Raw genomic sequence first — 26,822 nt, forward strand, 5'->3', positions numbered from 1 at the left:
CGAGCTGGCCGCCGAGCTGCCGCCGGTGATGGGCATCGAGGGCGAGATCCGCGAGGCCCATCACCAACCTGATCTTCAACGGCGTCGACGCCATGCCCGACGGCGGCACGCTGACCCTGCGCACCCGCCTGGCGCCGGCGCCGGCCGGCACCGCCTCCCTGCCGCATGTCGCCATCGAGGTGGCCGACAGCGGCGTCGGCATGAGCGAGGCGACCCGCCGGCGCTGCCTCGAACCGTTCTTCACCACCAAGGGCGAGCGCGGCACCGGCCTGGGCCTGGCGATGGTCTACGGCATGACCGAACGCCACGGCGCCAGCATCGAGATCGACACCGCGCTGCACAAGGGCACCACCCTGCGCCTGAACTTCCTCGCCCAGGGCGCCGGCGCCGACGGCGCCGCCGCGCCCAGCAACTACCAGATCCCGGCCAACCTGCGCATCCTGGTGGTCGACGACGACCCGATGGTGCTCAAGTCGCTGCGCGACATCCTCGAGATCGACGGCCACGAGGTGGTCGCCGCCGACGGCGGCCAGGCCGGCATCGACCACTTCAACCGCGCCGTCGACGCCGGCGCCGGCTACTCGGTGGTCATCACCGACCTCGGCATGCCCTACATCGACGGCCGCAAGGTGGCCAGCGCGATCAAGCAGCGCGCCCCGCACACCCCGGTGATCCTGCTGACCGGCTGGGGCCAGCGCCTGGTCAGCGACGGCGACAACCCGATGTACGTCGACTGCGTGCTGAGCAAGCCGCCCAAGCTGCGCGAGCTGCGCGAGGGCCTGTGCAAGGTGCTGCGCGGCGCCGCCACGGTGGCCTGAGCCGGCCGCCGCCGCGCCGGCCCGCCGCGCCGGCCCACCGGGCCGGCTACTCGCCGAGCAGCTCGGCGAGCACCTCCATGCCCTGCACGCGCTCGGCCACCACCTTCAGGATGGCGGTCAGCGGCACGCCCAGCAGCAGGCCCCAGGCGCCCCACAACCAGCCCCAGAACAGCAGGCTGACGAACACCGCCGCCGGGTTCATGCGCGCCGCCCGCCCGGTCATCCAGGTCGTCACCAGCGTGCCGACCAGGGTCGCCACGGCCAGCGAGGCGCCGCCCGCCAGCAGCGCCATGCGCAGCGACTCGAACTGCAGCAGCGCCGCCAGCGCCACCGCGCAGGTGGTCAGCAGCGGGCCGAAATACGGCATCACGTGCAGCAGGCCCGACAGGATGGCCCAGGCGCCGGCGTTCTCCAGGCCGAGCAGGCGCAGCGCGCCCCACATCAGCAGCGCCAGCAGCGCGTTGCTGACCAACAGCATGAACATATAGCGCTGCACCGACAGGTTGATGTCCTCCAGGATGTGCACGGTGATCCTCTTCTGCGTCAGCGACGGCCCGGTCAGCTTGACCAGCTTGCGCTTGAAGGTGTCGCCCGACAGCAGCAGGAAGTAGACCAGGAACACCACCATGGTGGCCTGGCCGACGATGCCGGCCAGGCCCATCGAGCCGGCCCAGATCCAGTCGCCCAGGCGGAACGGCGCGCCGGCGGCCGGCGCCGGCGCCTGCGCCTGGCGCGCGGCGCGGCGCGCCTGGCCGCCGGCGGTGGCCTGCTGCAGCTCGGTGGCGGCGGCCTGCAACTGGCGCATGGTGCTGGCGCCCTGGCCGACCCGCTCGGACAGCAGGCGCGCCAGCTTGTGGCTGGTCTCCGGCACCGCCTCGACGATGGCCTGGAACTCGCCGTGCACGCGCTCGACCACCAGCACGCCGCCGCCCAGGATGGCCAGGGTCAGCAGCGTGGCGCCGAGCGGACGGGCGATGTGGCGCGCCGCCAGCCAGCACAGCACCGGATTGAGCGTGTAGGAGATCAGGATGCCCAGCAGCAGCGGCACCAGGAAGGGCCGCGCCCACTGCAGCGCGTACAACAGCGCGACGCAGGCGATCACGCCCAGCGCCAGGCCGCGCGCGTGCACGTGCAGCGGCAGGCGCGCGCTGCTGCCCGGCGCGGCGGCGGGCGCGTTGGCGGCGCCATCGGCGGGCGCGGCAGCATCTGCGGTGGGGACGGCGGGGGGCTGCTGGCTCATGTGCGCTCGCAAAAAAGTGGGGACAATGAAAGGTTCTTCACGGATCGGCCGGGCGCCGGCAAAACCCAGCGGCGCACCCCTAGGGTCAGACCCTAGGGTCTGACCCTGGCGCTAGTGTCGCCGGCGTCGCCGCCGTTCAAAAAAACAAAGGCCGCCAGGGCGGCGGCCGTTGACGGCCCCTGCCCTGGCGGCCGGTGCGACGCTGGCCGGCGCGCGCGGCGCCGGCCCGGTCCGCGCTTACTTGACGCGGATGTCGTTCTTCACCGCGGTCACGCCCTTGACGCCACGGGCGATCTCGCCGGCCTTGGCGATGTCGGCCGGCTGGGCGACGAAGCCGCTCAGCTGCACGGTGCCCTTGAAGGTTTCGACGTTGATCTCGGTCGATTTCAGCGTCGGCTCGTTGAAGATGCTGGCCTTGACCTTGGTCGTGATGACCGAGTCGTCGACGTACTCGCCGGTGCCTTCCTTGGTGGAGGTCGAGGCGCAGCCGGCGGTGGCCAGCAGCGAGACGGTGAACAGGGCGGTAGCGATTTTATGGGCTAGTTTCATGGTGATTCTCCTTGGGGGAATTGCGGTGGGACCAACTGGTGCTCACTGCGAGCGTTTCAACACCCGGCGTGTTGCTGAGCCGATGGAGATGTTTTACGCCCTTCGCCCCCGCCCCTCTGTTCGGTATCGAACACAGTGCGGCTTTTTCCTCGCCGCGCAAATGGCCCGGGCGGCGGCGGCAACGTTCGCCAGCGCACAGACCCGTGCCGGCCGCCGGTCTACTCTGGCCTGACACTTTTCAGGAGGACATCCTATGAACACCACCACCCCCATCGCCGCCGCGCTGCTGGCCGGCGCCGCCCTGCTCGGCGGCTGCGCCAGCACCGCGCCGCAACAGAGCTCCTACTCCTCGCAGGAGCAGAACATGGGCTACGGCACCATCGACTCGATCCAGGTGGTCGCCAGCAAGCCGGCCAATAGCGGCGCCGGCGCCGTCGCCGGCGGCCTGGTCGGCGCCCTGCTGGGCAACCAGATCGGCTCGGGCAGCGGCCGCACCGCCGCCACCGTGGCCGGCGCCGTCGGCGGCGCCGTGGTCGGCAACCAGGTCGAGGGCAGCCGCGCCCAGGCGCGCGACAGCTACCAGATCAGCGTGCGCATGGACAACGGCGACTACCGCATCGTCACCCAGGACAGCGTCTACGACCTGCGCGTGGGCAACCGCGTGCGCCTGGTCGACGGCCGCGTCTACCGCTATTGATGTTGACACCGATCGCCGCCGCGGGCGCCGCGCCACCCCAACAAGGAGAATAAGATGGGCACACTGATTTTGATCATTCTGGTCCTGGCGCTGATCGGCGCCCTGCCGACCTGGCCGCACAGCCGCAGTTGGGGCTACGCGCCGAGCGGCGTCACCGGCCTGATCGTGGTGATCCTGCTGATCATGCTGCTGACCGGCAGGCTGTAGGCCGAGGCCGGCACGGCCGGCGGCGGGATGCGACAGGGGGCGCCGCGGCGCCCCCTGTGCTGGTTGCAGCGCGCGCCGCGCGCGCCGCCTCAGGCCGGCGCCGGCGCCGCCACCTGGTGCGGCGGCAGCTCGTGCACCACCAGCGGCGTGTCCTCGGTGACGAAGGACAGCCAGCCGGCCGCCTTGATGGCGCGCATCGCGTCCTGGTAGCCCTGGTCCCAGCGCCACTCGATCGAGCCGCGCGAGAAGTTGATGTCCTTGGCCGCCATGTGCCAGTCGCGCCCGGCATAGGGCAGGCGCACGATGTGCAGCGTGGTGCCGCTGCCCAGCTCGGCGAGCTCGCGCGCGCTCTGCGCGCCCTTGGCCGAGTCCGGCAAGGCGGCGTACAACTGGCGCAGCCGGTGGCGCATGTTGTGGGTCGCCACGTAGTCCTCGATGTGGCGCTTCGAGCGCGAGGCGAAGGTGACGTCCTTGGCCCGCGTCTGCACCTCGTCGAGGGTGGTCGGCTCGTCGCCCTCGGCGCTCCACAGGTCGACCATGAAGCACAGCGTGTCGGCGTGCGACGGGTCGTCCAGCACCGTCTCGAGCGGGGTGTTCGAATACAGGCCGCCGTCCCAGAACAGCTCGCCGTCTATGCGCACCGCCGGAAAGCCCGGCGGCAGCGCGCCGCTGGCGCGGATGTGGTCGACCCCCAGCGCGCCCTCCTTGCTGTCGAAGCGGCGCAGCGTGCCGCACTTGACACGCAGCGCGTTGACGGTCAGCCGCATGCCGCCCGGCGCGTTCAGGTAGTCGAAGTCGACCAGCTCCTCGAGCGTTTCGCCCAGCTCGCTGGTGTCGTAGAAGCTGGCCTGCTCGGGCGCCACCGCCATGCCCATGCCGAACAGGCTGAGCAGGCGCGGCTTGAAGAAGCCCGGCACGCCGCGCACGATGGTGTCCCAGCTCTGCAGCCAGATGTTGGCGCGGCGCTGCTGGTCGGGGATGCGGGCCATGTCGACCGGGTCGTCGTGGGCGATGCGCTGCCAGAACGCCTTCAGCTTGAGCAGCCGCGACTCCTTCGGGTTGCCGGCCAGGATGGCGGCGTTGATGGCGCCGATCGAGGTGCCGACGATCCAGTCGGGCACCAGGTCGTGCTCGTGCAGCGCGTGGTAGACGCCGGCCTGGTAGGCGCCCAGCGCGCCGCCGCCCTGCAGCACCAGCACCACGCGCAGCCCGGCGGGATTGAGGGGGTGGATCTTCTCGGACAAATTGGCTCCTGCTGAAAAAAACGCCGCGCGGTGGCGGCGTTGGGGGCGTCGTCTAGTCGGCGACGTCGTTGTCGTCGGCCGCCTGCTCGGGCGCGCGCTGGCGCCGCAGCAGCCAGGCCGCGCCGGCGGCGACGGCCAGGCCGACGCCCAGCGCCGGCTTGAACAGGCGCTTGCGGACGACGAAGGAACCGAGCGTCAGCGCGTAGGGCATCAACATCTTCAGGTTCAGGCCGCCCAGTCCGCCCGGCTGCAGCAGCGCGCCGAAACGCGCCTGCGCCAGGCCGACGGCGTGCTCGACGGCGCCGTGCAGCAGCGCCTCCGGCCGCAGCGCCATGGCGACGCGCGCCTTGGCGTGCACCACGCCGATGCGGTACAGCTCGCCCTCGCCGATCAAACGCGCCTTGGCGGCCGCCAGGGCCGCCTGTTGGGCTTCTTTGCTCATGGTTCCACTCCCCGGTTACAACAACATGTCGCGGTCGGCCTTGATCTCGGCCATCGTCGCCGGCAGCGACAACTTGCCCTGGCGCACGATCGAGCGCGCGTACAGCGCCAGGCCCAGCGTGGCGAGGGCGAACAGCGCCGTCATCACCAGCAGGATCTTCCAACCCATCGCCTCCCAGGCCAGGTAGACCACGGTGGCGCTGCCGTAGGCGATGCAGAACCAGCAGGCCATCAGCGCCAGCGCGGCCACCACCACCAGCCGCAGCAGGTTGTTGCGCACCTCGGACAATTCGAGGGCGGCCAGCTCCAGCCGCGACAGCAACAGCCCGAGGCTGTTGCGCGTCATGGCGCCGAGCGAGGCGATCAGCCCGGCCGGATGGGGCGCGGCGGACTTGTCCATATCGTCAGCGTGCGCCACGATGGATTACTTGCGGCCCAGGATCACGCCGACCAGCAGGCCGATGCCGGCGGCGGCGGCGATCGAGCGCCACGGGTTTTCCTTGACGTACACGTCGGCCTGCTTGGCCATTTCCTTCGACGCCACCAGCGCGTTCTGCTGCGCCTCGTGCGCCTTGGCCAGCGCCGTGTCGAGCGCGCGCATGCCGCGGCCGCGCAGTTCCTCGGCCTTTTCGCCGGTCAGCGCGGTGGCGGCGGTAAACAGCGCCTGCGCGTCCTTCACCAGGGTTTTCACGTCGTTGTTCACGGTAGAGATATTGTTTTCCAGCATGATGAAGCTCCTGTTTTTAGTGGGAAAGTGAAAACCGTACTCGGTACTGCGGCACTACTGCAAAACGTCCGGCTATTCAAGCAAGTCGCGCATATCGTCGGCGTGTTCCTCTTCGACCGCCATGATCTGGATCAACAAGTGCTTGGTCGTCGGGTCCGTGTCGCCGATCCGCTCGATCATCTGACGGTAGGATTCGATGGCCACGCGCTCGGCGATCAGGTTGGCCCGCACCATCGATTGTACGTCGTCGGACTCATCATACTCGGCATGGCTACGTGCCGGCAACGTTGCTGGATTGAAATCCGGTTTGCCGTTCAACTGGATGATACGCTCGGCCAGCATGTCGGCGTGTTCCTGCTCCTGCGTGGCGTGCTGCAGGAACTCGGCCTTGACGGCGCCGTTCTCGCGCCCGCTGACGGTGAAATAGTGCCGCTTGTAGCGCAACACGCAGACCAGCTCGGTGGCCAGCGCGCCGTTGAGCATGGCGACGACGCCGGCGCGGTCGCCCTGGTAGCCGGCCGTGACGGGACCGTCCTGCAGGTTGCGGGCGGCGGCGCGGATCGCCTCGGTGTCGAGACGCGACCGGGTGGAAGTGGATGCTTCAGCCATGATGGATACTCCAGTGGGTGCGACGGTGGGTGAAACGCAGTGGCGGCCGCTGCGGCCGCCACTGCTACATGGACGGTGCCGCGATTAGTGGCGGGTGGCGATCGGCTGGCCGTTCTGCGACAGCACGATCTCGACGCGGCGGTTCAGCTGGCGGTTGCCGGCGCTGTCGTTGCCCGCCACCGGATAGGCCTCGCCGTAGCCACGGGTGGCGATGCGCTCGGCGCCCACGCCCATGCCGGCCAGCGCGTTGCGCACCGACTCGGCGCGGCGCTGCGACAGCGCCAGGTTGTGGGCGGCGCTGCCGGTGCTGTCGGTGAAGCCCTCGACCAGCAGCTTGCTGTCGGGGTTTTGCGTCAGCACGTCGGCCAGCTTGCGCGCGGTGCGCATGCCCTCGGCGCTGAGCTGGGCCTGGTCGACGTTGAACAGCACGTCGCCGAAGGTCACCACCAGGCCGCGTTCGGTCTGCTTGGCCTGCAAGTCGGCCAACTGGGCCTGCAAGGCGGCGGCGCGGGCCTGGGCGTCGCGCGCGGCGGCCTCGGCACCGGCCGTCTGGCTGTTGGCGGCGGCGGCCTGCTGGCGCGCCTGCTCGGCGCTCAGGCGGGCCTGGTCGGCCTCCTGGGTGCGCTGGTCGAGGCGGATCTGGTCGCGCTGGCGGGCGGCGTCGGCCACCTCGGCCTCGGCGCCCTTCTGCTTGGCCACCTCGCGCGCCGTGGCGATCTTCTGCTTGGCCAGATAGGCCAGCTTGTCGATCGCCTCCGGGCTGTCCTTGCGGGCGGCGGCGGCGTTGGCCTGGTCGAGCGCCTCGCTGGCCTGCTTGAACTCGGTCGGCGCCAGACGCGCCACGTTCGGATTGCTCTGCACGGTCATGTAGTCGCCGCGGGTCTGGTCCAGCAGGCTGGTGGTGGTCGGCGCGCTGCTGCAGGCGGCGACGAAGACCGACATGGCGATCAGGGTGGGGACGATGTGGGCTTTTTTCATGATGGTTTCCTTGGTTGCTGGCGCCGCGCCGCCCGCTGCGGGGTCGGCGTATTAGCGCTACTTATTCGGTCGGGGCCTGCATCAGCCCCACTTATGTCCGTCGACGGCGACGCTTATTGCTGCGCTTATTGCTGCACTTAGTGCTGCACTTAGTGCTGCTTTATTGCTGCTGCACCTTGCTGTTGCGGTCGAGCTCCTCGCGCAGCACGCGGATGCTCTGTTGCAGCTCGTCGGCGGCGTTGCTGGCCTTGGCCGAGTTGGCCTTGCTCTGCGCCAGCTTGGCGTCGACCGAGGCCTGGTTGGCCAGGTCGCGCGCCACGCCGTAGTCCTTGGCGGCGAGCGCCTGGTTGGCGCGCATCAGTTTGTCGCGGGCCGACTGCATCTCGGCCGGCGCCAGGTCGGCGGCGCCGGCGCTGGTGGCGTTCTCGACCGCCGCGCGCGACACGGCGACATCGGCCGTGGCCGGCGTCTTCTGGCTGGCGCAGGCGCCCAGCGCCAGCATGGCAACGACGGCGCACAACAGGCCGGCGCCGGGACGGCTGCGGGTGGTGAAGAAGGTGGGGGTGATGGTGGTGGACTGGCTCATTCTTGTACTCCCAAAGTGGAACGGTTGATCGACGGGATCGCGTACGATGGATACCGTTATAGGCGCTTGCCAACCCGCTATCAGTTCGCTGCCGCACACAGGTGCCGAAAGTGGCGCCGCCACCGGCTGCGCACTCGGTACGCCAGCGCACGGCGGCGCTGGCGCGGCGCCGTTACACTAGAGCCTAGAATAGGCGTCGATAGCGCCGCCGGCGCGAACAGCGCTGGCCTTCGGGCCGCGCCCGCGCTATGCTGCCGCCCCGCCATCCACAAAGAAAGGCCATGCCATGCCCATGCCCAAGCTGCGCCGCAGCCGCCTCGTCCTCGGCGTCGCCGCCAGCGTGCTCGTCCTGCCCGTCGTCGCCGTCGTCGCGCTGCTCAACTACGACTGGAACCAGGCCCGCCCCTGGCTCAACGCCAAGGTCGGCGAGGCCATCGACCGCCCCTTCGAGATCCGTGGCGCGCTGGCGCTGACCTGGCAACGCCAGGGCCGTTCGGCGCAGGAGCGCAGCTGGAGCGACTACCTGCCGCTGCCGCACCTGCTGGCCAACGACGTCCACCTCGGCAATCCGGCGACGCTGCCGGCCGACGCGCTCAGCTCCAGCGCCGACGGCGGCAAGGACGTGCGCGCCGTGCCGCTGGCGCCGGCCGAGATGGCCAGCGTCGGCCAGCTGTCCTTCGCCATCGAGCTGCTGCCGCTGCTGCAACAACGCATCGCCATCCCCGTGCTGCGCTTCGAGCGCCCCTTCGTGGTGTTGCGGCGCGAGGCCGACGGCCGCAACAACTGGACCTTCAAGCCGGCCGACAAACCCTCGCCCTGGCGCCTCGACCTGCGCCGCGTGGTGTTCACCAAGGGCACCGTGCAACTGGTCGACGCGCTCAAGAAGATCGACGCCAGCGCCGCCGTCGACACCATCAGCGACCCGGCCTACGGCGTCGCCTGGACCCTGCGCGGGCGCTGGAACGGCCAGCCGCTGAGCGGCAGCGGCAAGGCCGGCGCCGTGCTGTCGCTGCAGGAGCAGACCACGCCCTACCCGCTGGCGGCCGACATCAGCGTCGGCGCCAGCCGCATCGCCGTGGTCGGCACGCTGACCCGGCCCACCGAACTGGCCGCGCTCGACCTGCGGCTCAAGCTGTCCGGCCCCAGCATGGCCCGGCTGTACCCGCTGACCGGCGTGCTGCTGCCGGAGACGCCGGCCTTCGCCACCGAGGGCCACCTGCTCGGCAGCCTGGGCAAGGACGGCAGCCGCTGGACCTACGACAAATTCACCGGCAAGGTCGGCGCCAGCGACATCGGCGGCAAGCTGGTCTTCGAGAGCGGCCGGCCACGGCCGCGCCTGAGCGGCGCGGTCAGCTCGACGCTGCTGCAGTTCGCCGACCTCGGCCCGCTGATCGGCGCCGACTCCAACGCCAGCAAGCAGGCGCGCGGCGTGGCGGCGGTGCAGCCGGGCGACAAGCTGCTGCCGGTGGAAACCTTCAAGACCGAGCGCTGGACCGCGCTCGACGCCGACGTCGGCTTCCAGGCCAAGCGCATCGTGCGCGCCAAGGAGCTGCCGGTCCACAACCTGAACACCGTGCTGCACCTGAAGGACGGCGTGCTGACGCTGAGCCCGCTCAACTTCGATGTGGCCGGCGGCAAGTTCAAGTCCGAGGTCAAGCTCGACGGCAGCGGCAAGCTCAGCCCGGACGCCATCCGCGCCGAGCTCAAGGCCAGCGCCAGCCACATCCAGCTCAAGCAGCTGCTGCCGGCGCTCGACGGCGTGCAGGCCAGCGTCGGCGAGATCAACGCCGACATCGCCCTGTCGGCCACCGGCAACTCGGTGGCCAGCCTGCTGGCCAGCTCCAGCGGCGAGGTCAAGGGCGTGGTCAACCAGGGCACGGTGAGCAAGCTGCTGCTCGAGGAGCTCGGCCTGAACATCGGCAACGTGGTGCTGGCCAAGCTGGTCGGCGACAAGCAGGTCAAGCTCAACTGCATGGTCAGCGAGTTCGGCGTCGAACGCGGCCTGATGCGCACGCGCCGCTTCGTGCTCGACACCGAGGACTCCCTGCTCACCGTCGACGGCACCGTCAACCTGGCCAGCGAGCGGCTCGATCTGAAGCTCAAGCCGGACAGCCGGGGCCTGCGCGTGTTCTCGCTGCGCGCGCCGATCTACGTGCACGGCACCTTCAAGCAGCCCGACTTCAGCATCGACAAGGGGGTGTTGGCGCTGCGCGCCGGCGGCGCGCTGGCGCTGGCCGTGGTGGCGCCGGTGGCCGCCGTGGTGCCGCTGCTGAGCAGCGGGCCGGACCGGCCGAGCGGCTGCGCCCGCCTGCTGGCCGACGCCGCCGGCAAGGCGGTGGCGCCGCCGCCCGGCCAGCGCCCGGCGCCGCAGCGCAAGCGCTAGCTTGAATGTTTTGAGAAAGAATGGGGGGGGGGCGGAGATTTGACAAGTTTATCAAATGGAAGCGTGCATAAATATCAAGTTACCTCAGTTGACGTCCGCTACACTGGTGACCTACAAGTTCACGCAAGCACATCGAGTACCCATACCTTTGAACATCCGCGAATACATACTGCATCTCACCCCCGGCGGTACGAACGCCTTTGTCGGCGATAGTCTGGACAAGGACAAAGACAAGATCATCCTCGACGCCTACCGGCAAACCTGCCCGAACTGGCCCCCCGATCTTTTTGCGGTTGTCGCGTCGATTGTCGAACGCTCCGGTTGTTACACGCTGGCGAGTCCGGATCGTCATCGACTTTCCGACCACGTGCTGCGCCTGAAAGACGTTCAAGAGATGGCGCGCTCCTGGAATGAAGACCCCGGCGCCGTGCCGACACAGTTGGCGGCACTGTGGGAAACGATGTGGAGCACCCACGGCGATACCGAGTTAAGCGACGTTTGCTCGCTCCCTGCGCTGGTCGCTATTCTGCTGACAATGTTCGCCGTCGCAGATGAAACCTGTTCTGGTATGGGCTGGGACGTCGATGAGAAATCCGCACTCCAGTGTCCCTTTGCGTCGTACACCATGGGATGCATGTCCGATCCGGTTGAAGCGGCTAAGCTGCTACGTCACCTTCCCACATCCTTTTGCGTCATGGTTCCCCCTGATCTCGCGGTCGTTCTGCCCAAGTCGCTCACGGCGTCGGTCGGCTGTACTGTACGATCATTAAGCCACTTTTTAGCGCTGCTACCGCCATCGACAATAGTTCAGCCATCGTGGATTTGGTCCACGACAGAACGCGCATCGGCAGATCGATCCAATCCCCAGCTTCCCTACGACGTACGCCTACTGCTAGTTCCGTTTCCCTACACCGTGGACGCGGACTGCTTTGAGCTGAGTTCCAAGCGCCAGGCGTTCGGCATCAGCCACAGCTTGCCGGCGTACTTCAAGCTGAATCAGCGTTGGCTACAATTGGCGGACGGACCGATCACCGGAAAGAGACTTGCCGAAGAGCTGCTCATACCGCTTATCCGGCAGGCCTACTATCATTCGGGAGCGATGCCCGATGGCATCGTGCTGCCAGAGTGTGCGTTGACTACCGACCTAGCGAAACAGTTGGTCGAGGCGCTGGAGGAAAATCACGTCCATATCGAGTTTCTTATCACCGGCGTGCTGGACACTGACCCGGAAACTGGCGCGACTTACAACCGCGCGCAGACCTTCGTTTTACGCAAGGATGAGGGGGCGGTCAAACGCGAACACAACAAACACCACCGGTGGCGCCTCGACGCCAGCCAAGTGGAACGGTACGCGCTGGACTTCGACAACGATGACGACAATTCGCAGTGGTGGGAAGACATCGACGTAGGCAACCGCCAGTTGTCGTTCTTCGGGCTGCGAAAGGACATGAGCATAACGACCCTGATTTGCGAGGATCTGGCGCGGGCGGATCCAGCAATCAATATTATCCGGGCAGTGGGACCGAACCTTGTGATCGCTTTACTCATGGACGGACCGCAACTGGGAACGCGGTGGCCTGGCCGTTATGCGACCGTGTTGGCCGATGATCCTGGCTCGGCCGTGCTCAGTTTCACCTGCTCGGCGATGGTTGACCGTTCGAATTGGTTGGAATCTCGGCCGGCCCGGTCGATTGGCTTGTGGCGCGACGCCGGCGGCCGTACCCAGGAGATCGCGCTACTCCATGGCAGCTTGGGTGTACTATTGACCTTGGAATCAGTTAAAAAGCGTCAGACGACGCTCGACGGACGATCCGATAACGAGGTGGCGCGTCAATTGAAGCTGCGCAATATGGTTCCGCTGTTCCTTGTCAAGCAACCGGATTGGATATAGATTGGATTGACCATGAATGAAAAAACTTTCAACTTTAATCTCGGGAACCGCCGCTTGACCGCCGATGAGTCGAGAGCTGTGGAGATCGCCAAACGGGTCTTTCATGAGAGCCTTGTACGCCATGGAAAAGGCGATGGCGTGGCGGCGCGTGCCGTTTTTATGGTGAAATCGAACGCGGCGGCCACCGGCACGGTGACTCGCGCACGTGGCACGAACCCGCTCGGCGACGACGCGGCCCAGAAGCCGCAGGGGACGCAGGCTGGCGGAAAAGGGACGGCATCCTGGCCTACGAACAAGGTGGCGCCGGCCATCCGGAAGTACTGAGGCGGGAGAAAAATGGCCTTCGGGCCGTTTTCCTTTGGGGGAGACGCAGTGTGGCTCCGCACCAAACGGATTGAATTTCCCGGGGGCGCCGGCGTCCGTCCATAGGGCGTCCAGTAGGCCCGGTAACAAGTTTTACAGCGCAATGTGCGTTGGCGAACGGAGCCGTGGCCGGCGCTCCACTACTCTCGCCCTATCGGTGGCAACGCGACGATTCCGCCAGCAGCCACCCGACTAGGAGATCCTCATGACCATCATCAAAAAACTCGCCGCACCGGCCCTCGTGCTGACCCTCGCCCTGAGCCTGAGCGCCTGCGCCGGCATGTCGCGGCAGGACAAGAACACCGCCATCGGCGCCGGCGTCGGCGCCGTGGCCGGCTCGGTGCTGACCGGCGGCAGCGCCGTCGGCACGGTCGGCGGCGCCGCCGTCGGCGGCGTCATCGGCAACCAGGTCGACAAACCGCGCCGTTAAGCACGGGCCCGAGCAGCAAGGTGCGGCCGCCACGCGGCCGCGCCCGCCCCAATCCCCCGCAGCGCCCCCCGCCGTCCCCTCTCAAACAAACAAATTCGCCATGCCGCCCGCGCCGGCGTCCTTGACCAGCTCGTAGCAGCGGCAGGACACCGCCTCCAGGCCGGCCGAGTCGAGGATCTCGATATTGCCCCGGCTATAGGAAATCAACTTCTGCTGTTGCAGCGAACTGGCCGCCTTGGTCACGCCGACCCGCCGCACGCCCAGCGCGTGGGCGAGGAACTCGTGGGTCAGGTGGAAGCGCTCCGACTGCAGCCGGTCGCGGGTGATCAGCAGCGAGCGGGCCAGGCGCGCCTCCAACACGTGGAAGCGGCTGCACACGGCGATCTGGATGGCCTGCGCCAGCAGCGTGTCGGTGTAGCGGTAGAGCAGGCGCTGCAGCGAGGCCATGCGGCCGAACTCGGCGCAGAAGTCGCGGCTGTCGACGCGCACCGCGCGGCCGGCGCGCTGCACCACGGCGCGCACCTGGGCCTCGGCGTGGCCCAGCGCCACCGAGGCGCCGATCATGCCCTCGCCGCCGACCGAACCGACCTCCAGCGTCATGCGCCCCTCGGCGACGGCCAACAGCGAGACCAGGCAGTCGTCGGGGAAGTAGATGTGGCGCATCGGCTGGCCCGGTTCGCACAGCACCTCGCCCACCTCGACCCGCACCACCTCGGCCAGCGCGGCCAGATGGCGCCGGTCGGCCTCGGGCAGGCTGGCCAGCAGGCGGTTGCCGCCGGCGCGCGCGGGCGCGCGGACGGGCGGGCCGGGGTCGGTGGACAAGTTCATTGCCGCCTCGTCAAGGCGACCGGGCGCCGCCGCAGCAGGTGGAACAGGCAGGGCATGGGGGACAGCAGCAGCAGGCAGGCGAACGCGAACATGGGTGGCGACCTTCCCGGCGCGGCGCGCCGTGTTGTTGGTGGATGAGGCGAATGGGGAGCTGGCTTCGAGCGTAGCGGCGAATAAATGTCGCGTATGTACGCTGACGCACGGAACGGCAAGGTGCAAGACGGCAAAATGACATCCATCAACTGTTCACGCCAAGGAAGCATCATGACCACCCCGACCACGCCCACCAAGACCGCCCCCCATCCGCTGATGATCACCGCCGCCGTCGCCGTCGTGCTGTTCTGCGGCGTCGGCACGGCCGCCGTCATGGGCTGGCTGCCCAGCTCCAACGGCAACGCCCAGTCGGCCGCCGCGCCGCTCAACCCGGCCGACGCGCAGTCCGGCGACGCGGCCGCGCGCCGCCAGACCGAGCAGCGCCGCCTCGCCGCGCTCGACGAGCACCGCGCCCAGGGCGAACGGCGCGACGCCGCCCCGGCGCGCCAGCAGAACCAGCAGGCCGCCGTCTGCCGCCAGTGCGGCGTGGTCGAATCGGTGCGCGAGATCACCACCCGGGCCCAGGGTAGCGGCGTCGGCGCGGCCGGCGGCGCCGTGCTCGGCGGCCTGCTCGGCAACCAGGTCGGCGGCGGCCACGGCCGCCAGCTGGCCACCGTGGTCGGCGCCGTCGGCGGCGCCGTCGCCGGCAACCAGATCGAGGGCAACGTCAACGCCAGCCACAGCTATGAAATCGTGGTGCGCATGGACGACGGCAGCAGCCGCACCCTGCACCAGGGCAGCAAACCGGGCTGGGGCAACGGCGACGCCGTCAAGATCGTCAACGGCCAGTTGCGCGCCAACGGTTAGGCACTCGCAGGCGGCGGCGCCGCCTTGCAATTTCCACCACACAACCCCGCGCCCGTCGCGGGGTTGTCGCGTTTGGCGCCGGTTTGTTGCGTTTCGTGCGGGTAAGTGAAATGGCGAACAGATCAATCCGCATGCCGGCGCGACAATGGCAACCAGCCGTCACCCTCGGCCCGTTGTCACACAAGGAACAGAAACATGCGTAAATACATCTGGAGCGCGATCGTCCTGCTGGGCCTGCTGATCGCGCGCCTGGGTTTCGCCGCCCTCAACCTGAGCGACCCGGCCATGCCGGAACTGACCGTCACCCTGCTCATCACCGGCGGCATGCTGGTCGGCCTGGTCGGCGCCACCGGCCTGCTCGGCATGCTGGACTGGTTCGCCCACGCCCCGGTCGAACGCCGCCACCGCCGCTGAGTGTTGAAACGTCCCCCGGGCTATGTACGGCAGCGAACGGAAGCGCAGCGCGCCTCTCGCGATAATGGCTACATGATTCGCGCTGGCCAGTATCGATGCCAGCACGACATCGCGATCGACGCCCTCCCGCCAGCACGCCGGCAGCGGGGCCGTCGCATTTCACACTCTACGCAAGGGGACCATCATGCTCTATACCATCGCAGTAGTTCTGCTCATCCTGTGGCTGCTTGGCCTGGTCACGTCCTACACCATCGGCGGTTTCATCCACGTGCTGCTGGTGATCGCCGTCATCATGGTACTGCTGCGCCTGATTAGCGGACGCGGCGTCTAGCTCCGCCTCCGTGCCCGCAAGGGCCGGCGAACGGCGCGGCACGCTCGGCGTGGCGCGCCGTTCGCCGTTGGCGCCGCCCGTTTGCGCTAAGCTGTGCCATCGCCATCGCCATCGCCACCCACCCACCCAGCCACGGAGCCACCATGAAACGCGCCACCCAACACCTCCTCGCCACGCTGACGCTGCTCGCCGCCGGCGCCGCCGGCGCGCAAAACATGAAGCCCGGGCTCTGGGAAATGAGCAACAAGTTAAAGAGCGGCAACGCGGAGACCGATCAGGCGATGAGCGCCGCGCTGCAGCATCTGGCCAAGCTGCCGCCCGAGCAGCGCCAGCAGATGGAGGCGATGCTGTCCCAGCACGGCGCCGGCATGCCGAAGGCGGGCGCCGACGGCGGCCTCAGCGTGCAGGCCTGCATCACGCCGGAGATGGCGGCGCGCGGCGAGGTGCCCACCGGCCAGCAGGGCAAATGCACATCGAACAACCAGCCGGTCGCCGGCGGCGTGAACATCGCCTTCAGCTGCACCAGTCCGCCGGCCAGCGGCCGTGGCCAGCTGCGCTACCTCGGCGACAGCGGCTTCGCCATGACCATGCTGGTCAACAGCAGCGCCAGCGGCAAGCCGGAACAAGTGACGGTGGAGACCAGCGGCAAATGGCTGGGGCCGACCTGCGCCGCCAAGCCGCGCTGAGCGCCGCGCCCATCGGGCAAACCTGGCGCAGCTAGTGTAGTGTTGCGTTCTTGGGGGTGCATATAAAAATGATGCGTTTGCTCGCCAGGCTAGGCGCCAACCGGAGCGATAGCAGGCTATCGCGAGGATTGGCAACGACGCATGGCGGGCAAAGGCGCATTTTTATGCATCAACAAGGGCGCAACACTACACTAGCTTCGCCCGCTCAGAAGCCGTAGCGCAGGCCGATGTTGAGGGCGCGGTCGGCGCGCGGCATCGCGCCGGGGCCGGGGCCGGGAGCGACGCCAAGGCCCAGGCCATTGCCGAGCGCGCCGTAGCCGCTGTTCTGGTAGCGCACGCGCGCCACCGAGGCGTAGAAATCCGTGCGCCGCGACAGCGAATAGCTCATGCCCAGCGCCAACTGGCGCGCGTCCTGGTTGAGCAGCGTGTGGTCGGCGCGGTGGATCACGGAGGCCAACAACGTGGTCCGGCCGAACGGCACGGCAAGGCCGAACAACAGGTCGCGGCTGTTGCTGGCCGGCGTGGAGAAGGCCAGCGCGCCGTAGGGGTTGCCGCTGTCCCAAGGCTGGTGGCCGTCGCCGTGGTTGTGGCCGTAGGCCGCGTACATGGTGGCGCGTCCCAGCCTCAGGTTGGCCGCCAGCAGGCTGCTCTGCGCCGACAGGTCGGCCGCCGGCAGCGTCGCCACGGCGTCGACCGAACCGCTGCGCCGCTGGTGCGACAGGCTGACGTTGAACCAGCCGCGCGCATAGCCCAGCGTGGCGGTGTGGACGCGGTTGCGCGCGTCGTTGCCGGGCGCCTCGCCGAGGCTGTAGATGGCGCTGGCGCTGATGCCGCGCAGGCGCGGCGTCTGCCAAGCGATGGCCTTGTCGTGGCGCGGCACGGTGTAGTCGGCCCAGTTGGCGTCGAGCACGCCGTACAGGGGCGGCGCCGCGCTGTTCTGCGCGCAGGCGAAGGCCGGCGCCAGCAGGCCGCAGGCGAGGTAGTGGCTCTTCATGATCGTCTCCCGGATCAAGCACAGCACAGCAAGGCAGGGCGGCCTGCCCGCGCCCGTCTACAACAACGTCGATCTAGCTTACTTCTTCCTGACGAGCGGCCTCTGTGCGGAGGCAAACACAATATAAAGATATTACGCAACGCTTGATGCATTTTCGCTACGGCGGCGGCGTATAGTTCAGCCACACGTTCATTGATAGTGAAAGGCTGCCGCTTCATGTCTCAAGTATCCGTACACGCCCTGTATGACAGCAAACGCTGTTCCGCCAACGACGCCCTGAGCCACGTCAAGGATGGCGACTGCATCGTCGTCCCCACCGGCGTCGGCGAACCACCGACCCTGCTGACGGCCCTGTCGGAACAGCGCCGCCGCTTCCACGACGTCAAGGTGGCGCAAATCCTGGCGCTGCGCAAATACGGCTACTTCGACTGCGAGACGGTCGAGCACGTGCGCCACCTGGCGCTATTCTTCGGCGGCGCCTCGCGCCCCGGCGGCCAGGCCGGCTGGAACGACTTCATCCCCGCCTACTTCTCCGAGCTGCCGGTGCTCATCGAGCGCGGCGACATTCCCGCCGACGTGGTCTTCACGCTGGCCTCGCCGATGGACGAGCACGGCTATTTCTCGCTCAGCCTGGGCGCCGACTACACCATGGCCGCCGTCAAGAAGGCGCGCGCGCTGGTGTTGGAGGTCAACCCCAACGTGCCCTTCGCCCACGGCCAGTGCCACGTCCACATCTCCCAGGTCAGCGCCCTGATCGAGGACGACGCGCCGCTGTTCGAGGTGCCGCTGCCGGCCATCGGCCCGGTGCAGCAGGCCATCGGCAAGTACGTCGCCGACATGATCGAGGACGGCTCGACCCTGCAGATCGGCTACGGCGGCATCCCCGACGCCGTCGTCATGCAGCTGACCAACAAGGTCGACCTCGGCATCCACACCGAGATGATCGGCGACGGCATCCTCAGCCTGGTCGAGGCCGGCGTCGTCACCAACCGCCGCAAGACCCACCTGCCGGGCAAGATGGTGGCCACCTTCGCGCTCGGCTCGAAGAAGCTGTACGACTTCATGCACCACAACCCGATGCTGGAGATGCATCCGGTCGACTTCACCAACGATCCCTACATCGCCGGCCAGAACGACAAGCTGGTGGCCATCAACGCCAGCCTGCAGGTCGACCTGCTGGGCCAGTGCGGCTCCGAGAGCATCGCCCACCTGCCCTATTCCGGCACCGGCGGCCAGGTCGACTTCGTCCGCGCCGCCAACCGCTCGCGCGGCGGCAAGGCCTTCATCGTGCTGCCCTCGACGGCCAAGGACGACAGCATCTCGCGCATCGTGCCGACCTTGACGCCGGGCACCCACGTCACCACCAGCAAGAACGACGTCAACTACGTCGTCACCGAGTACGGCGTGGCCCAGCTGCGCGGCAAGTCGGCGCACCAGCGCGCCGAAGTCCCTGATCGCCATCGCCCACCCCAACTTCCGCGCCGAGCTGCGCCTGGCGGCGCGCAAGATCCTGCTCTGCTGAGCGGCGGCGGAACGGCGGCGCCAACCCCGCAAGCCAGGGGTCTGACCCCGGCGGGGTCAGACCCCGACCGTGGCGAAGCTCGGGGTAGGGGCACATCAATCCATTTCCCCAGCGCAATGTACGCCGCCGTACATACCGGCGCCGCACAAAACGATATACTGGCGTTTTGACTAATGCGGCCCGTCCGTTTTCCCGCATGCTCGCACTCCTCGAACGTATCGATCCCAACAGCAGCAACATCGACCTGATGGTCGAGCTGTTCAACACCCTGCGCCCCAAGCGCGCGGCCGACGCCGAACGCGCCACGGCCAACGTCCGCACCCTCTGCCAACTGCTCAAAGGCAATCCCGAACACGCCGCCGCGCTGCGCGGCTACGCCCGCAGCGTGCTGCGCGCGCCGCCACGCCAGCCTGTACACCGAGATCGGCGTGCTGTCGAACGACGGCTTCTTCACCGAACTCAAGCGCCGCATCTCCTTCCGCATGTTGCCGCCGGCGCTGGGCGACGAGTACCTGAGCGACGCGCTCGACCAAATCATCCACAAGAAGACCGACCACATCTGGATCGCCGCCGTGCCCGCCGCCGACTGGCTGGCCCTGCTCGACGTGATCGGCGCGCCGGCCCCGGCCACGGTCGACGGCGACAGCGCGGCCGCCACGGCCGCCGCCGCCCCCGCCGCCCCGTCCGGCGGCGCCGCCAACCTGATGCTGCCCGGCCTGCTCGAGGCGATCCGCACGCTGTCCTACCGCGTCTGCGCCATCGGCCTGGAACCCAAGCTGACCAACTTCCACACCGAGATGGAGACCTACGACTCGCCCTTCATGGAGCAGAACGTCGAGGTCAACGCCTACTTGGACGGCTACAGCCGCCTGCTGGCCGGCGACGCCCACGCCATCGAGGACGCCAAGCACCTGCTGGTGATGCTCGACCAGTGCGACGAGGTGGTCGCCAAGATCCGCAAGAAGGCGCTCAGCCAGGGCACCAGCATCGCCCTGACCTACTTGCTGGTGTCGCTGAGCCAGAGCATCGACCGGCTGCGCAAGCTGCTGTTCCTGGTCGACGTGTCCGGCGAACTGCCCAGCGCGCCGACCCTGGACCTGGCCGCCGCCTGCGCCGAGGCGATCCCGGCCACCGCCGCCGCCGTCGCCAGCAGCGCCGCGCTCGACGCCGCCCAGGCCGCCACGCCGGCGCAGCAGCGCCGCGCCGCCGGCCTCGCCCTGACCTTGGAGCTGATCGAGGCGCACAACAACAAGTACGCCGTGCGCGACCTGTTCGCCGACAATATCGACCTGCTGGCGCGCAACATCACCGAGAACGCCAGCCGCACCGGCGAGCACTACGTGGCCGACAACCGCGGCCAGATGGGCGCCATGTTCCTGTCGTCGGCCGGCGCCGGCGTGGTGATCGGCTTCATGGCCCTATTCAAGATCCTCATGTCCTACCTGCGCGCCGCGCCGCTGGTCGAGGCCTTCCTGTACAGCTTGAACTACTCGGTCGGCTTCATGTTCATCCACCTGCTGCACTTCACCGTGGCCACCAAGCAGCCGGCCATGACGGCCTCGCGCATCGCCGCCGGCCTGCACAGCAAGGACGGCCGCCACATCGACCTCGACAGCATGGCCGAGTTGATCAACAAGGTCTTCCGCACGCAGAACATGGCGGTGTTGGGCAACCTGGCCACCGCCATCCCCACCGCCTGGCTGATCGCGCTCGGCTACAAGGCCATCACCGGGCGCCACCTGGTGACGCCGGAGAAGGCCATGCACCTGCTGCACGACATCGACCCGATCGGCAGCCCGGCGCTGTTCTACGCCGCCATCGCCGGCGTCTGCCTGTTCGTCGCCGGCCTGATCTCCGGCTACTACGACAACCAGGCCCTGTACACCCGCTGGGCGCAGCGCATCGGCCAGCTGCGCGGCCTGGGCCGCTTGATCGGCCAGCAGCGCCTGGACCGCCTCGGCCTGTACCTGGAGAACAACCTGGGCGGTCTGATGGGCAATTTCTTCTTCGGCATCCTGCTCGGCACCATCGGCACCCTGGGCTATTTGCTCGGCCTGCCGCTCGACATCCGCCACGTCACCTTCTCCTCGGCCAACTTTGCGACAGCCTTGGTGGCACTCGACCATAATATGGGTTGGCAACTCGCCACCAAGTCCATCGTCGGCTTCCTGGCCATCGGCTCGGTCAACCTGCTGGTCAGTTTCGGCCTGGCGCTGTGGGTGGCGCTGCGCTCGCGCCAGGTGCGCTTCGAGCACGGCATCGCCCTGCTCAAGGTGCTGGGACGCAAATTCCTCAAGGCGCCGCTGGAATTCTTCATCGGCGCCAAGGAAACCCCGCCGGCCCCGCCGGCGGACGAGGTTCAATCCAAGCACAAGGTTCACAGATGAACACCACGAGCGTCGCGCGCTGGCTCCCGATCACACTGACGTGCTGGGCGCTGTGCGCCTGCGCTTCGCTGCCGGACCTGGGCGCCGCCCCGGCCACGCCGACGGCCGGCGCCATGCCCAGCGTCAGCGGCGTGCACGGCGTGCTCAGCGAGGAACGCGCCCGCGCCCTGCTGGCGCGGCGCTGGCCCAAGGCGACCCTGGACCAGAAGGCCCAGGCCGCGCTGGAGGAGGCAGTCACCGGCGTGCCCCTGATCGCCGGCAACAAGGCGACCCTGCTGTTCGACGGCCCGCAGACCATGGCCGAGATGCAAAAGGCCATCGCCGCCGCGCGCAACAACATCAACCTGGAAACCTACATCTTCGACCAGGACCCGCTCGGCCTGCAGTTCGCCGACCTGTTGATCGCCAAGCAGCGCGCCGGCGTCACCGTCAACATCATCTACGACAGCGTCGGCACGCTCGGCGTGCCGCAGGAGTTCTTCGAGCGCATGCGCGCGGCCGGCATCCACCTGCTCGCCTTCAACCCGGTCAACCCGGCCAAGCTGCGCGGCGAGGCCTGGAAGGTCAACAGCCGCGACCACCGCAAGCTGCTGATCGTCGACGGCAGGGTGGCCTTCACCGGCGGCATCAACATCAGCGGCACCTACGCCAAGAGCTCGCTGTTCCGCTCCAAGTCCAAGCCCACCGAGGCGTCGCAGGTGGGCTGGCGCGACACCCACATCAAGGTCGAGGGGCCGGCGGTGGCCGCCTTCCAGTGGAGCTTCGTGCGCCACTGGGCCGGCCAGGACCAGGACGACCTGGCCGAGGCCGACTACTTCCCCCAGCCGGTGATCGCCGGCGACAAGCTGATGCGCGTGCTGGCCAGCGATCCGGGCGGCCAGTTCGAGATCTTCAAGGCCTACAACCTGGCCATCCAGCAGGCCAAGAAGACCATCCACCTGACCTCGGCCTACTTCGTGCCGGACCGCCAGACGGTGGAGGCGCTGAAGGGCGCCGCCCGGCGCGGCGTCGAGGTCAGCATCGTGCTGCCGGGGGTGTCCGACAGCGGCCTGGTGTTCCACGCCGGCCACGCCTTCTACGACGAACTACTGGCCGCCGGCGTCAAGATCTTCCAACTGAAACTGGCCGTGCTGCACGCCAAGACCGCCGTCATCGACGGCGTCTGGGCCACCGTCGGCTCGACCAACATCGACACCCGCAGCTTCCTGCACAACAGCGAGCTGAACGTGATCGTGCTGGGCGAGGCCTTCGGCAGCGAGATGGAACGGGCCTTCCAGGACGAACCTGCGCGACTCGCAGCGCATCACCCTGGAGCAATGGCGCGACCGTCCGCTGGGCAACCGCGTCAAGGAGTGGGCGGCGCGCTTCATGAACTACTGGCTGTGACCGGCCGGTTCGCTCAGCCAGGGTCAGACCCTAGGGTCCGACCCTAAATTGTCGCCGCTGGTTTGCCTAGCCATAGCCGGTTACCGCTCACACGTCGGCGACCGGCGCCCACAGCGCGCCGCTGCGGCGGAAGGCGGCGTGGCCGGCCGACTCGAAGGCGCCGGCCTCGGCCACCCAGGCGTAGCGCTCGACCCGGATGTGGCGGGCGTCGACCCGGATCACGTTGAAGGAGTTCGACTCGCCGCGCCCGCGGGTCGAGGTCGCCGTGCCGGCCTGCACCACCAGCGCCGCGTAGCCGCCCAGCGAATAGCGCTGCGAGCTGTCGCCGCTGTGGCTGGCGTGCATGTGGCCGGCCAGCAGCAGGTCGACGCCGGACTCGGCGAAGGCCTGCATGGCCTGCGGCGCGCGCAGCACCAGGCCGTTCTCGTCGGCGCCGGCCGGCAGGTCGAAGGGATGGTGGCTGACCACGATGCGCACCACCTGCGGCGGCAACTGGGCGAAGCGGCGCTGGATCTGGCCGATCTGCTGGTGGTTGATGCGGCCGTCCTTGAAGGTCAGCGAGCGCGCCGTGTTCACCCCCAGCAGGGCGATCTCGTCGTCGACGTATTCGGGCGCCAGGTCCAGCGTGACGTGGCGCTGGTACTTGCGCAGCGGCGCGAAGAAGCGGCCGGCGACGTTGTAGAGCGGAATGTCGTGGTTGCCCGGCACCACGATCTGCGGCCCCGGCAGGGTGTCGAGGAAGGCCCGCGCGGCGATGAACTCGGCGCTGCGGGCGCGCTGCGTCAGGTCGCCGGAGACCACCAGCACGTCCGGCGCCAGCCGCGTCACCAGCGTTTGCAGCGGCGCCAGCAGGGCCTGGTCGACGCGGCCGAAATGCAAATCCGATAGATGCACCAGTGTCCGCATGGCGCCCTCCTAGGCCGGGGCCGCTGAGCGGCTGGAGGCCGCCGGCGTCCGCGCGGTGGCGGCAACGCCGGCGCTGGCGCTGGCGTCGGCACCGTAGGCGTCGATGCCGGCAGCCTTGCTGGCGTCGGCCTCGGCGGCCACGCCAGGCGGCACCATCACCGCCAGCGCGGCCGGCAGCGAACGGTAGCACAGCGGCGGATGCATGATGCTGACCTCGCCGTCGGTGGCCACGCGCAGTCGCTTGTGGTGGGTCTCGATCACCAGCTCGCGCGCCAGCAACACGTCGAAGTCCTTGGCCTCGGACAAGCGGCCGCGCAGCGCGTGGAAGGCCAGCCGCAGCAGGCCCAGCCGGGTCGGCCGCTGCGCCACGTACAGGCTCAGCATGCCGCCGTCGAGCCGCGCGCGCACACCCGGGTTCAGTCCCTGCATCCGGTACTCGTTGTTGCCGATGAAGACGAACGGCGTGCGCCGCACGTGCGCGTCGCCGTTGACCTTGAGCTTGACGTTGAGAAAGGGATAGCGCCGCAGCGAGGCCACCAGGGCGCGGCCGAAGGCCGGCCACTTGCCCTGCCCCAGCTTGCGCTGCAACTGCTCGCGCTGGCGCACGATGTCGGGATACAGACCGAGGCTGGAATTGTTGAGGAAGATGCTGCCGTTGACCTCGCCCACGTCGACCTGGCAGGGCTGGCCGTGGACCAGGTTGGCGATGGCCTCGTCGAGCGCCAGCGGGATTTTCATATCCTTGGCGAAATGGTTCAAGGTGCCCAGCGGCAGCACGCCGAAGCGCACGCCGCTGCCGACCAGCACCGAGGCGACGGCGTTGATGGTGCCGTCGCCGCCGCCCGCCACCACCATCGTCGCGCCCTCGCCCAGCGCCTGCTCGGCGGCGGCGACCATCTCGGCGCCGCTGTGCGCCAGCTTGAGCGTGACGGCGAAACCGGGCGCCTCCAGCTTGCCGCGCAACTGCTCGGTCCAGTCGGACTGATAGCCCAGCCCGGCGCTGGCGTTGATGATGACGGTAATCGGACCCAGCATATTCTCCCGTTGCTCCAACATATGGTTATGACCGGTTCGGCGGCGCGGCGGCGCGGCGCCGCCGCCAAGTCGAGCAGCCGGTGATGCACAAGGCCAGCCAGCCGCAGCTTTCGACGATGCCGGCCAGCACATCGCTCAGATAATGCGCGCCAAGATACACGCGGCTGGTGGCCACCAGCGCCACCATCAGCACCGCCAGCAGCACCGCCAACACGCGCGTGCCATGGCGCCGCGCCGTCATCACCACGTAGCAAGCCAGAAAGCCATACAGCGCCGTGCTGGCCGCCGCGTGGCCGCTGGGAAAACTGTAGCTGGCCAAGTCCACCATCGGCGCGTCGAACACCGGACGGCTGCGCTGGTAGACGTACTTTAGCAGCACATTCAGCAGCATGCCGCCCGGGATGGCGAAGACCAGCGCCAACAACCAGTAGCGCTCACGCCTGCGCCAGAAATACCAGCCCAGCAACGCCGACAGCAGCGCCACGCTGGCCACGCTGTGTATCTGGCTGAACAGCGCAACCGCGCCGGCCAGCGGCTCGGCGGCATGCGCGTTGAACCACTGCGACACGCGCAGGTCGAGCAAGGCGATGCCCGTCTGGCCCATCACCGCGCCGGCGAGCATGCCGAACAGCGCCGTGGCCAACACCATCAACAGCACGCCGGCCGTCAAATGCAGCCCCAGTTCACCGCCCGGCGTGAACCGCGCCTCGATAAAACGCATCATTCTATTTGTTGACAAAAACTTCATTTAATTCCATTCTTCGCTGGTGTAGGCAAAAAAACCACACAACCGCCGAGCAACTGTTTATTTATACAGTACCTGTGCATACGTACAGTAGTTATGCTATTCTGGACTCTCTCGTTCAACGCATCTCCCTCAAAGGAAACGTCATGACAACATTGAATAGCGGTTTCGGCTCCCGGTTCGGTCTGGAATATGCCCCTACTTCCTTCCTGGTCCGCATGGGCAAGCGCGAAATGCTGGTTTGCCGTGACTTCCGCAAACGCTACTACGCCGTCAACCCGCTCATCGAGTGCGACACCGGCATCGAGCCAGGCCACGTCGAGGTGCTGCTGATGCGCCGCTGGCTGCTGATCCTGTCCAAAGCCCACTAAGTTGCACTCATGGTAAGGGCAAAGCGCGCCATAGCAAGCGCGGCTGGCGGTTTTATTTGCTTCCGTCCAGACTCGCGGGACGCCGGCAAGACCCACCGGCAAAACCGAGGGTCAGACCCTGAGGGTCTGACCCTGGCTCTGCGCCCGTCGGGTTTGCCGGCATCCCCGGCGCCTCGAATCCTAAGGTAAGGGCATCAGCGCCGCCTCCCGCTCGCACTGCGCGCGCAGAAAATCGCGCAGGTGCAGCACCGCCGGCGTGACCTGCGAGCGGTGCATGCACAACATGTGCAAGGGCGCCGGCTCGCCCGGCAGTTCCGGCAGCAAGATCTGCAAGCGTCCACCGCACAGATCGCCAACCACGTCCAGCCGCGACTTGTAGGCGATGCCGTGGCCGGCCATGGCCCAGCGCCGCACCACGTCGGCGTCGTCGGCGCTGCGGTTGCCGCTCACGCTCACCGTGCGCGGCGCCGCGCCGTTGCCACCGTAAAAGGTCCAACGCTCGTGGATGGTGTCGTCGATGGCGAAGCGCAGGCAATTGTGGCCGCGCAAGTCGTCCAAGGTGGCCGGGGCGCCGTGCGCGGCGACATAGGCCGGCGACGCCACCAACACGCGCCGGTTGTCCGCCGCCAATGGAAAGGCGATCAGGCTGGAGTCCGCCTGCGCGCCATAGCGCAGGGCGATGTCGACCGGCTGCCGGTACAGGTCGGACAGGCGGTCGCTGACGCTGAGCTGGTAGTTGATCTGCGGATAGCGCGCCTGGAAGGCGTCCAACCAGCCGAGCAGGATATTCCTCCCCATGTCCGACGGCATCGAAATCTTCAAGGTGCCGCCGAACGATTCCTTGCCCTGGATCAGCGCCTGATGGCCCTCGCTGAGCAGGCGCAGCGCCTCGCGCGCGTGCACCAGGTAGTGCTCGCCCTCCTCCGTCAGCCGCAGCGAGCGCGTGGTGCGCGCCACCAAATGCAGGCCCAGCGCGCCCTCCAGCCGCTTCAGCGCGGCGCTGGCCAGCGCCGGCGAAATCTCCAGTTCGCGCGCGGCGGCCGACAAGCTACCGCGCTCGGCGGTGCGCACAAACACGGTCAAATCATCAAGCCGCAGCAATTTTCTTCATTCCTTTGAAAGTGTTTCGTTGTTTGGCATCTTTTTCTTTCTGG

At 68.1% G+C, this 26,822-nt stretch carries 27 protein-coding genes and 3 pseudogenes; 15 read left to right on the plus strand and 15 right to left on the minus strand.

Going from position 1 to position 26,822, the window contains the following annotated elements; genetic code table 11:
- Positions 1 to 92 precede the first annotated feature (92 nt).
- Positions 93 to 818, plus strand: coding sequence for a response regulator (locus QC826_RS19335; protein WP_279766539.1), 726 nt, complete (start codon positions 93 to 95; stop codon positions 816 to 818).
- Between the two features lie 46 nt (positions 819 to 864).
- Here the strand turns inward: QC826_RS19335 and QC826_RS19340 are convergent, their stop codons facing one another.
- Both QC826_RS19340 and QC826_RS19345 read right to left on the minus strand, forming a co-directional pair.
- Positions 865 to 2,058: an AI-2E family transporter gene (locus QC826_RS19340; RefSeq protein WP_279762019.1), complete on the minus strand. Its 1,194-nt coding sequence runs from the start codon at positions 2,056 to 2,058 to the stop codon at positions 865 to 867.
- A 237-nt stretch (positions 2,059 to 2,295) separates the two neighbouring features.
- Positions 2,296 to 2,607: a BON domain-containing protein gene (locus tag QC826_RS19345; RefSeq protein ID WP_279762020.1), complete on the minus strand. Its 312-nt coding sequence runs from the start codon at positions 2,605 to 2,607 to the stop codon at positions 2,296 to 2,298.
- A 253-nt stretch (positions 2,608 to 2,860) separates the two neighbouring features.
- On the opposite strand from QC826_RS19345, the gene QC826_RS19350 reads away from it, so the two are divergent.
- Together QC826_RS19350 and QC826_RS19355 are read left to right on the plus strand one after the other, a co-directional pair.
- The gene (locus tag QC826_RS19350) at positions 2,861 to 3,304 is read left to right on the plus strand and encodes a glycine zipper 2TM domain-containing protein (RefSeq protein ID WP_279762021.1); all 444 of its coding nucleotides are present in this window, start codon (positions 2,861 to 2,863) and stop codon (positions 3,302 to 3,304) included.
- A 54-nt stretch (positions 3,305 to 3,358) separates the two neighbouring features.
- The gene (locus QC826_RS19355; RefSeq protein WP_279762022.1) at positions 3,359 to 3,511 is read left to right on the plus strand and encodes a DUF3309 domain-containing protein; all 153 of its coding nucleotides are present in this window, start codon (positions 3,359 to 3,361) and stop codon (positions 3,509 to 3,511) included.
- Positions 3,512 to 3,600: 89 nt separating this feature from the next.
- On the opposite strand, the gene QC826_RS19360 is transcribed toward QC826_RS19355, so the two are convergent.
- The 7 genes from QC826_RS19360 to QC826_RS19390 all read right to left on the minus strand — a co-directional run bounded on the left by QC826_RS19360 (position 3,601) and on the right by QC826_RS19390 (position 8,012).
- The gene (locus tag QC826_RS19360; RefSeq protein WP_279762023.1) at positions 3,601 to 4,755 is read right to left on the minus strand and encodes a patatin-like phospholipase family protein; all 1,155 of its coding nucleotides are present in this window, start codon (positions 4,753 to 4,755) and stop codon (positions 3,601 to 3,603) included.
- A gap of 52 nt (positions 4,756 to 4,807) precedes the next feature.
- On the minus strand, positions 4,808 to 5,197 hold the full coding sequence (locus QC826_RS19365) for a hypothetical protein (RefSeq protein ID WP_279762024.1): 390 nt from the start codon (positions 5,195 to 5,197) through the stop codon (positions 4,808 to 4,810).
- Between the two features lie 15 nt (positions 5,198 to 5,212).
- Positions 5,213 to 5,596 (minus strand): phage holin family protein, encoded by a 384-nt coding sequence (locus QC826_RS19370; protein ID WP_093388426.1) that lies wholly within the window; start codon positions 5,594 to 5,596, stop codon positions 5,213 to 5,215.
- 24 nt (positions 5,597 to 5,620) lie between these two features.
- On the minus strand, positions 5,621 to 5,923 hold the full coding sequence (locus QC826_RS19375; RefSeq protein WP_093388425.1) for a YqjD family protein: 303 nt from the start codon (positions 5,921 to 5,923) through the stop codon (positions 5,621 to 5,623).
- A gap of 72 nt (positions 5,924 to 5,995) precedes the next feature.
- On the minus strand, positions 5,996 to 6,532 hold the full coding sequence (locus QC826_RS19380; protein WP_279762025.1) for a ferritin-like domain-containing protein: 537 nt from the start codon (positions 6,530 to 6,532) through the stop codon (positions 5,996 to 5,998).
- Between the two features lie 84 nt (positions 6,533 to 6,616).
- Positions 6,617 to 7,510 (minus strand): OmpA family protein, encoded by an 894-nt coding sequence (locus tag QC826_RS19385; protein ID WP_279762026.1) that lies wholly within the window; start codon positions 7,508 to 7,510, stop codon positions 6,617 to 6,619.
- Between the two features lie 160 nt (positions 7,511 to 7,670).
- Positions 7,671 to 8,012: a DUF4398 domain-containing protein gene (locus tag QC826_RS19390; protein ID WP_279766540.1), complete on the minus strand. Its 342-nt coding sequence runs from the start codon at positions 8,010 to 8,012 to the stop codon at positions 7,671 to 7,673.
- A gap of 370 nt (positions 8,013 to 8,382) precedes the next feature.
- Here QC826_RS19390 and QC826_RS19395 point away from each other — a divergent pair, with 370 nt between their 5' ends.
- The 4 genes from QC826_RS19395 to osmB all read left to right on the plus strand — a co-directional run bounded on the left by QC826_RS19395 (position 8,383) and on the right by osmB (position 13,163).
- Positions 8,383 to 10,479 carry an AsmA family protein gene (locus QC826_RS19395; protein WP_279762027.1) on the plus strand — a complete coding sequence of 699 codons (2,097 nt, stop codon included), beginning with the start codon at positions 8,383 to 8,385 and terminating at the stop codon, positions 10,477 to 10,479.
- 148 nt (positions 10,480 to 10,627) lie between these two features.
- On the plus strand, positions 10,628 to 12,370 hold the full coding sequence (locus QC826_RS19400) for a hypothetical protein (RefSeq protein WP_279762028.1): 1,743 nt from the start codon (positions 10,628 to 10,630) through the stop codon (positions 12,368 to 12,370).
- A gap of 12 nt (positions 12,371 to 12,382) precedes the next feature.
- Positions 12,383 to 12,694, plus strand: coding sequence for a hypothetical protein (locus QC826_RS19405; RefSeq protein WP_279762029.1), 312 nt, complete (start codon positions 12,383 to 12,385; stop codon positions 12,692 to 12,694).
- Between the two features lie 244 nt (positions 12,695 to 12,938).
- Positions 12,939 to 13,163, plus strand: coding sequence for an osmotically-inducible lipoprotein OsmB (gene osmB / locus QC826_RS19410; protein ID WP_279762030.1), 225 nt, complete (start codon positions 12,939 to 12,941; stop codon positions 13,161 to 13,163).
- 81 nt (positions 13,164 to 13,244) lie between these two features.
- Here osmB and QC826_RS19415 read toward each other — a convergent pair whose 3' ends face one another.
- Positions 13,245 to 13,991: a Crp/Fnr family transcriptional regulator gene (locus QC826_RS19415; RefSeq protein ID WP_279762031.1), complete on the minus strand. Its 747-nt coding sequence runs from the start codon at positions 13,989 to 13,991 to the stop codon at positions 13,245 to 13,247.
- Between the two features lie 264 nt (positions 13,992 to 14,255).
- Here QC826_RS19415 and QC826_RS19420 point away from each other — a divergent pair, with 264 nt between their 5' ends.
- The 4 genes from QC826_RS19420 to QC826_RS19435 all read left to right on the plus strand — a co-directional run bounded on the left by QC826_RS19420 (position 14,256) and on the right by QC826_RS19435 (position 16,322).
- Positions 14,256 to 14,891, plus strand: coding sequence for a glycine zipper 2TM domain-containing protein (locus tag QC826_RS19420; RefSeq protein ID WP_279762032.1), 636 nt, complete (start codon positions 14,256 to 14,258; stop codon positions 14,889 to 14,891).
- 195 nt (positions 14,892 to 15,086) lie between these two features.
- Positions 15,087 to 15,305, plus strand: coding sequence for a hypothetical protein (locus QC826_RS19425; protein ID WP_279762033.1), 219 nt, complete (start codon positions 15,087 to 15,089; stop codon positions 15,303 to 15,305).
- Positions 15,306 to 15,489: 184 nt separating this feature from the next.
- The gene (locus QC826_RS19430; RefSeq protein ID WP_139236505.1) at positions 15,490 to 15,636 is read left to right on the plus strand and encodes a lmo0937 family membrane protein; all 147 of its coding nucleotides are present in this window, start codon (positions 15,490 to 15,492) and stop codon (positions 15,634 to 15,636) included.
- A gap of 143 nt (positions 15,637 to 15,779) precedes the next feature.
- Positions 15,780 to 16,322, plus strand: a complete 543-nt coding sequence (locus QC826_RS19435) for a DUF3617 domain-containing protein (RefSeq protein WP_279762034.1) — start codon at positions 15,780 to 15,782, stop codon at positions 16,320 to 16,322.
- Positions 16,323 to 16,527: 205 nt separating this feature from the next.
- Here QC826_RS19435 and QC826_RS19440 read toward each other — a convergent pair whose 3' ends face one another.
- On the minus strand, positions 16,528 to 17,316 hold the full coding sequence (locus tag QC826_RS19440) for a porin (protein ID WP_279762035.1): 789 nt from the start codon (positions 17,314 to 17,316) through the stop codon (positions 16,528 to 16,530).
- A 216-nt stretch (positions 17,317 to 17,532) separates the two neighbouring features.
- On the opposite strand from QC826_RS19440, the pseudogene QC826_RS19445 reads away from it, so the two are divergent.
- From QC826_RS19445 to cls, 3 pseudogenes are all read left to right on the plus strand, one after another.
- Positions 17,533 to 18,838 (plus strand): annotated as a pseudogene (locus QC826_RS19445) (acetyl-CoA hydrolase/transferase family protein).
- Between the two features lie 196 nt (positions 18,839 to 19,034).
- Positions 19,035 to 21,225 (plus strand): annotated as a pseudogene (locus tag QC826_RS19450) (site-specific recombinase).
- Positions 21,222 to 22,611, plus strand: a pseudogene (gene cls / locus QC826_RS19455) (cardiolipin synthase). Before QC826_RS19450 ends, cls begins: the two co-directional pseudogenes overlap by 4 nt.
- An 87-nt stretch (positions 22,612 to 22,698) precedes the next feature.
- Here the strand turns inward: cls and QC826_RS19460 are convergent.
- From QC826_RS19460 to QC826_RS19470, 3 genes are read right to left on the minus strand one after another with little or no spacing between them, the layout of a single operon-like run.
- Complete coding sequence (locus tag QC826_RS19460; RefSeq protein WP_279762036.1) at positions 22,699 to 23,517, minus strand: metallophosphoesterase; 819 nt, start codon at positions 23,515 to 23,517, stop codon at positions 22,699 to 22,701.
- A 9-nt stretch (positions 23,518 to 23,526) separates the two neighbouring features.
- Positions 23,527 to 24,552, minus strand: a complete 1,026-nt coding sequence (locus QC826_RS19465) for a diacylglycerol kinase family protein (RefSeq protein WP_279762037.1) — start codon at positions 24,550 to 24,552, stop codon at positions 23,527 to 23,529.
- Between the two features lie 25 nt (positions 24,553 to 24,577).
- A complete protein-coding gene (locus QC826_RS19470) occupies positions 24,578 to 25,276 on the minus strand; it encodes a phosphatase PAP2 family protein (protein WP_279762038.1) in 699 nt (232 codons plus the stop codon).
- Positions 25,277 to 25,443: 167 nt separating this feature from the next.
- Here QC826_RS19470 and QC826_RS19475 point away from each other — a divergent pair, with 167 nt between their 5' ends.
- A complete protein-coding gene (locus QC826_RS19475; protein WP_093388407.1) occupies positions 25,444 to 25,668 on the plus strand; it encodes a hypothetical protein in 225 nt (74 codons plus the stop codon).
- A gap of 180 nt (positions 25,669 to 25,848) precedes the next feature.
- Here the strand turns inward: QC826_RS19475 and QC826_RS19480 are convergent, their stop codons facing one another.
- Positions 25,849 to 26,769: a LysR family transcriptional regulator gene (locus QC826_RS19480; RefSeq protein ID WP_279762039.1), complete on the minus strand. Its 921-nt coding sequence runs from the start codon at positions 26,767 to 26,769 to the stop codon at positions 25,849 to 25,851.
- Between the last annotated feature and the right edge of the window lie 53 nt (positions 26,770 to 26,822).

The organism is Rugamonas sp. DEMB1 (assembly GCF_029834475.1).
Classification (GTDB): domain Bacteria; phylum Pseudomonadota; class Gammaproteobacteria; order Burkholderiales; family Burkholderiaceae_D; genus Rugamonas; species Rugamonas rubra.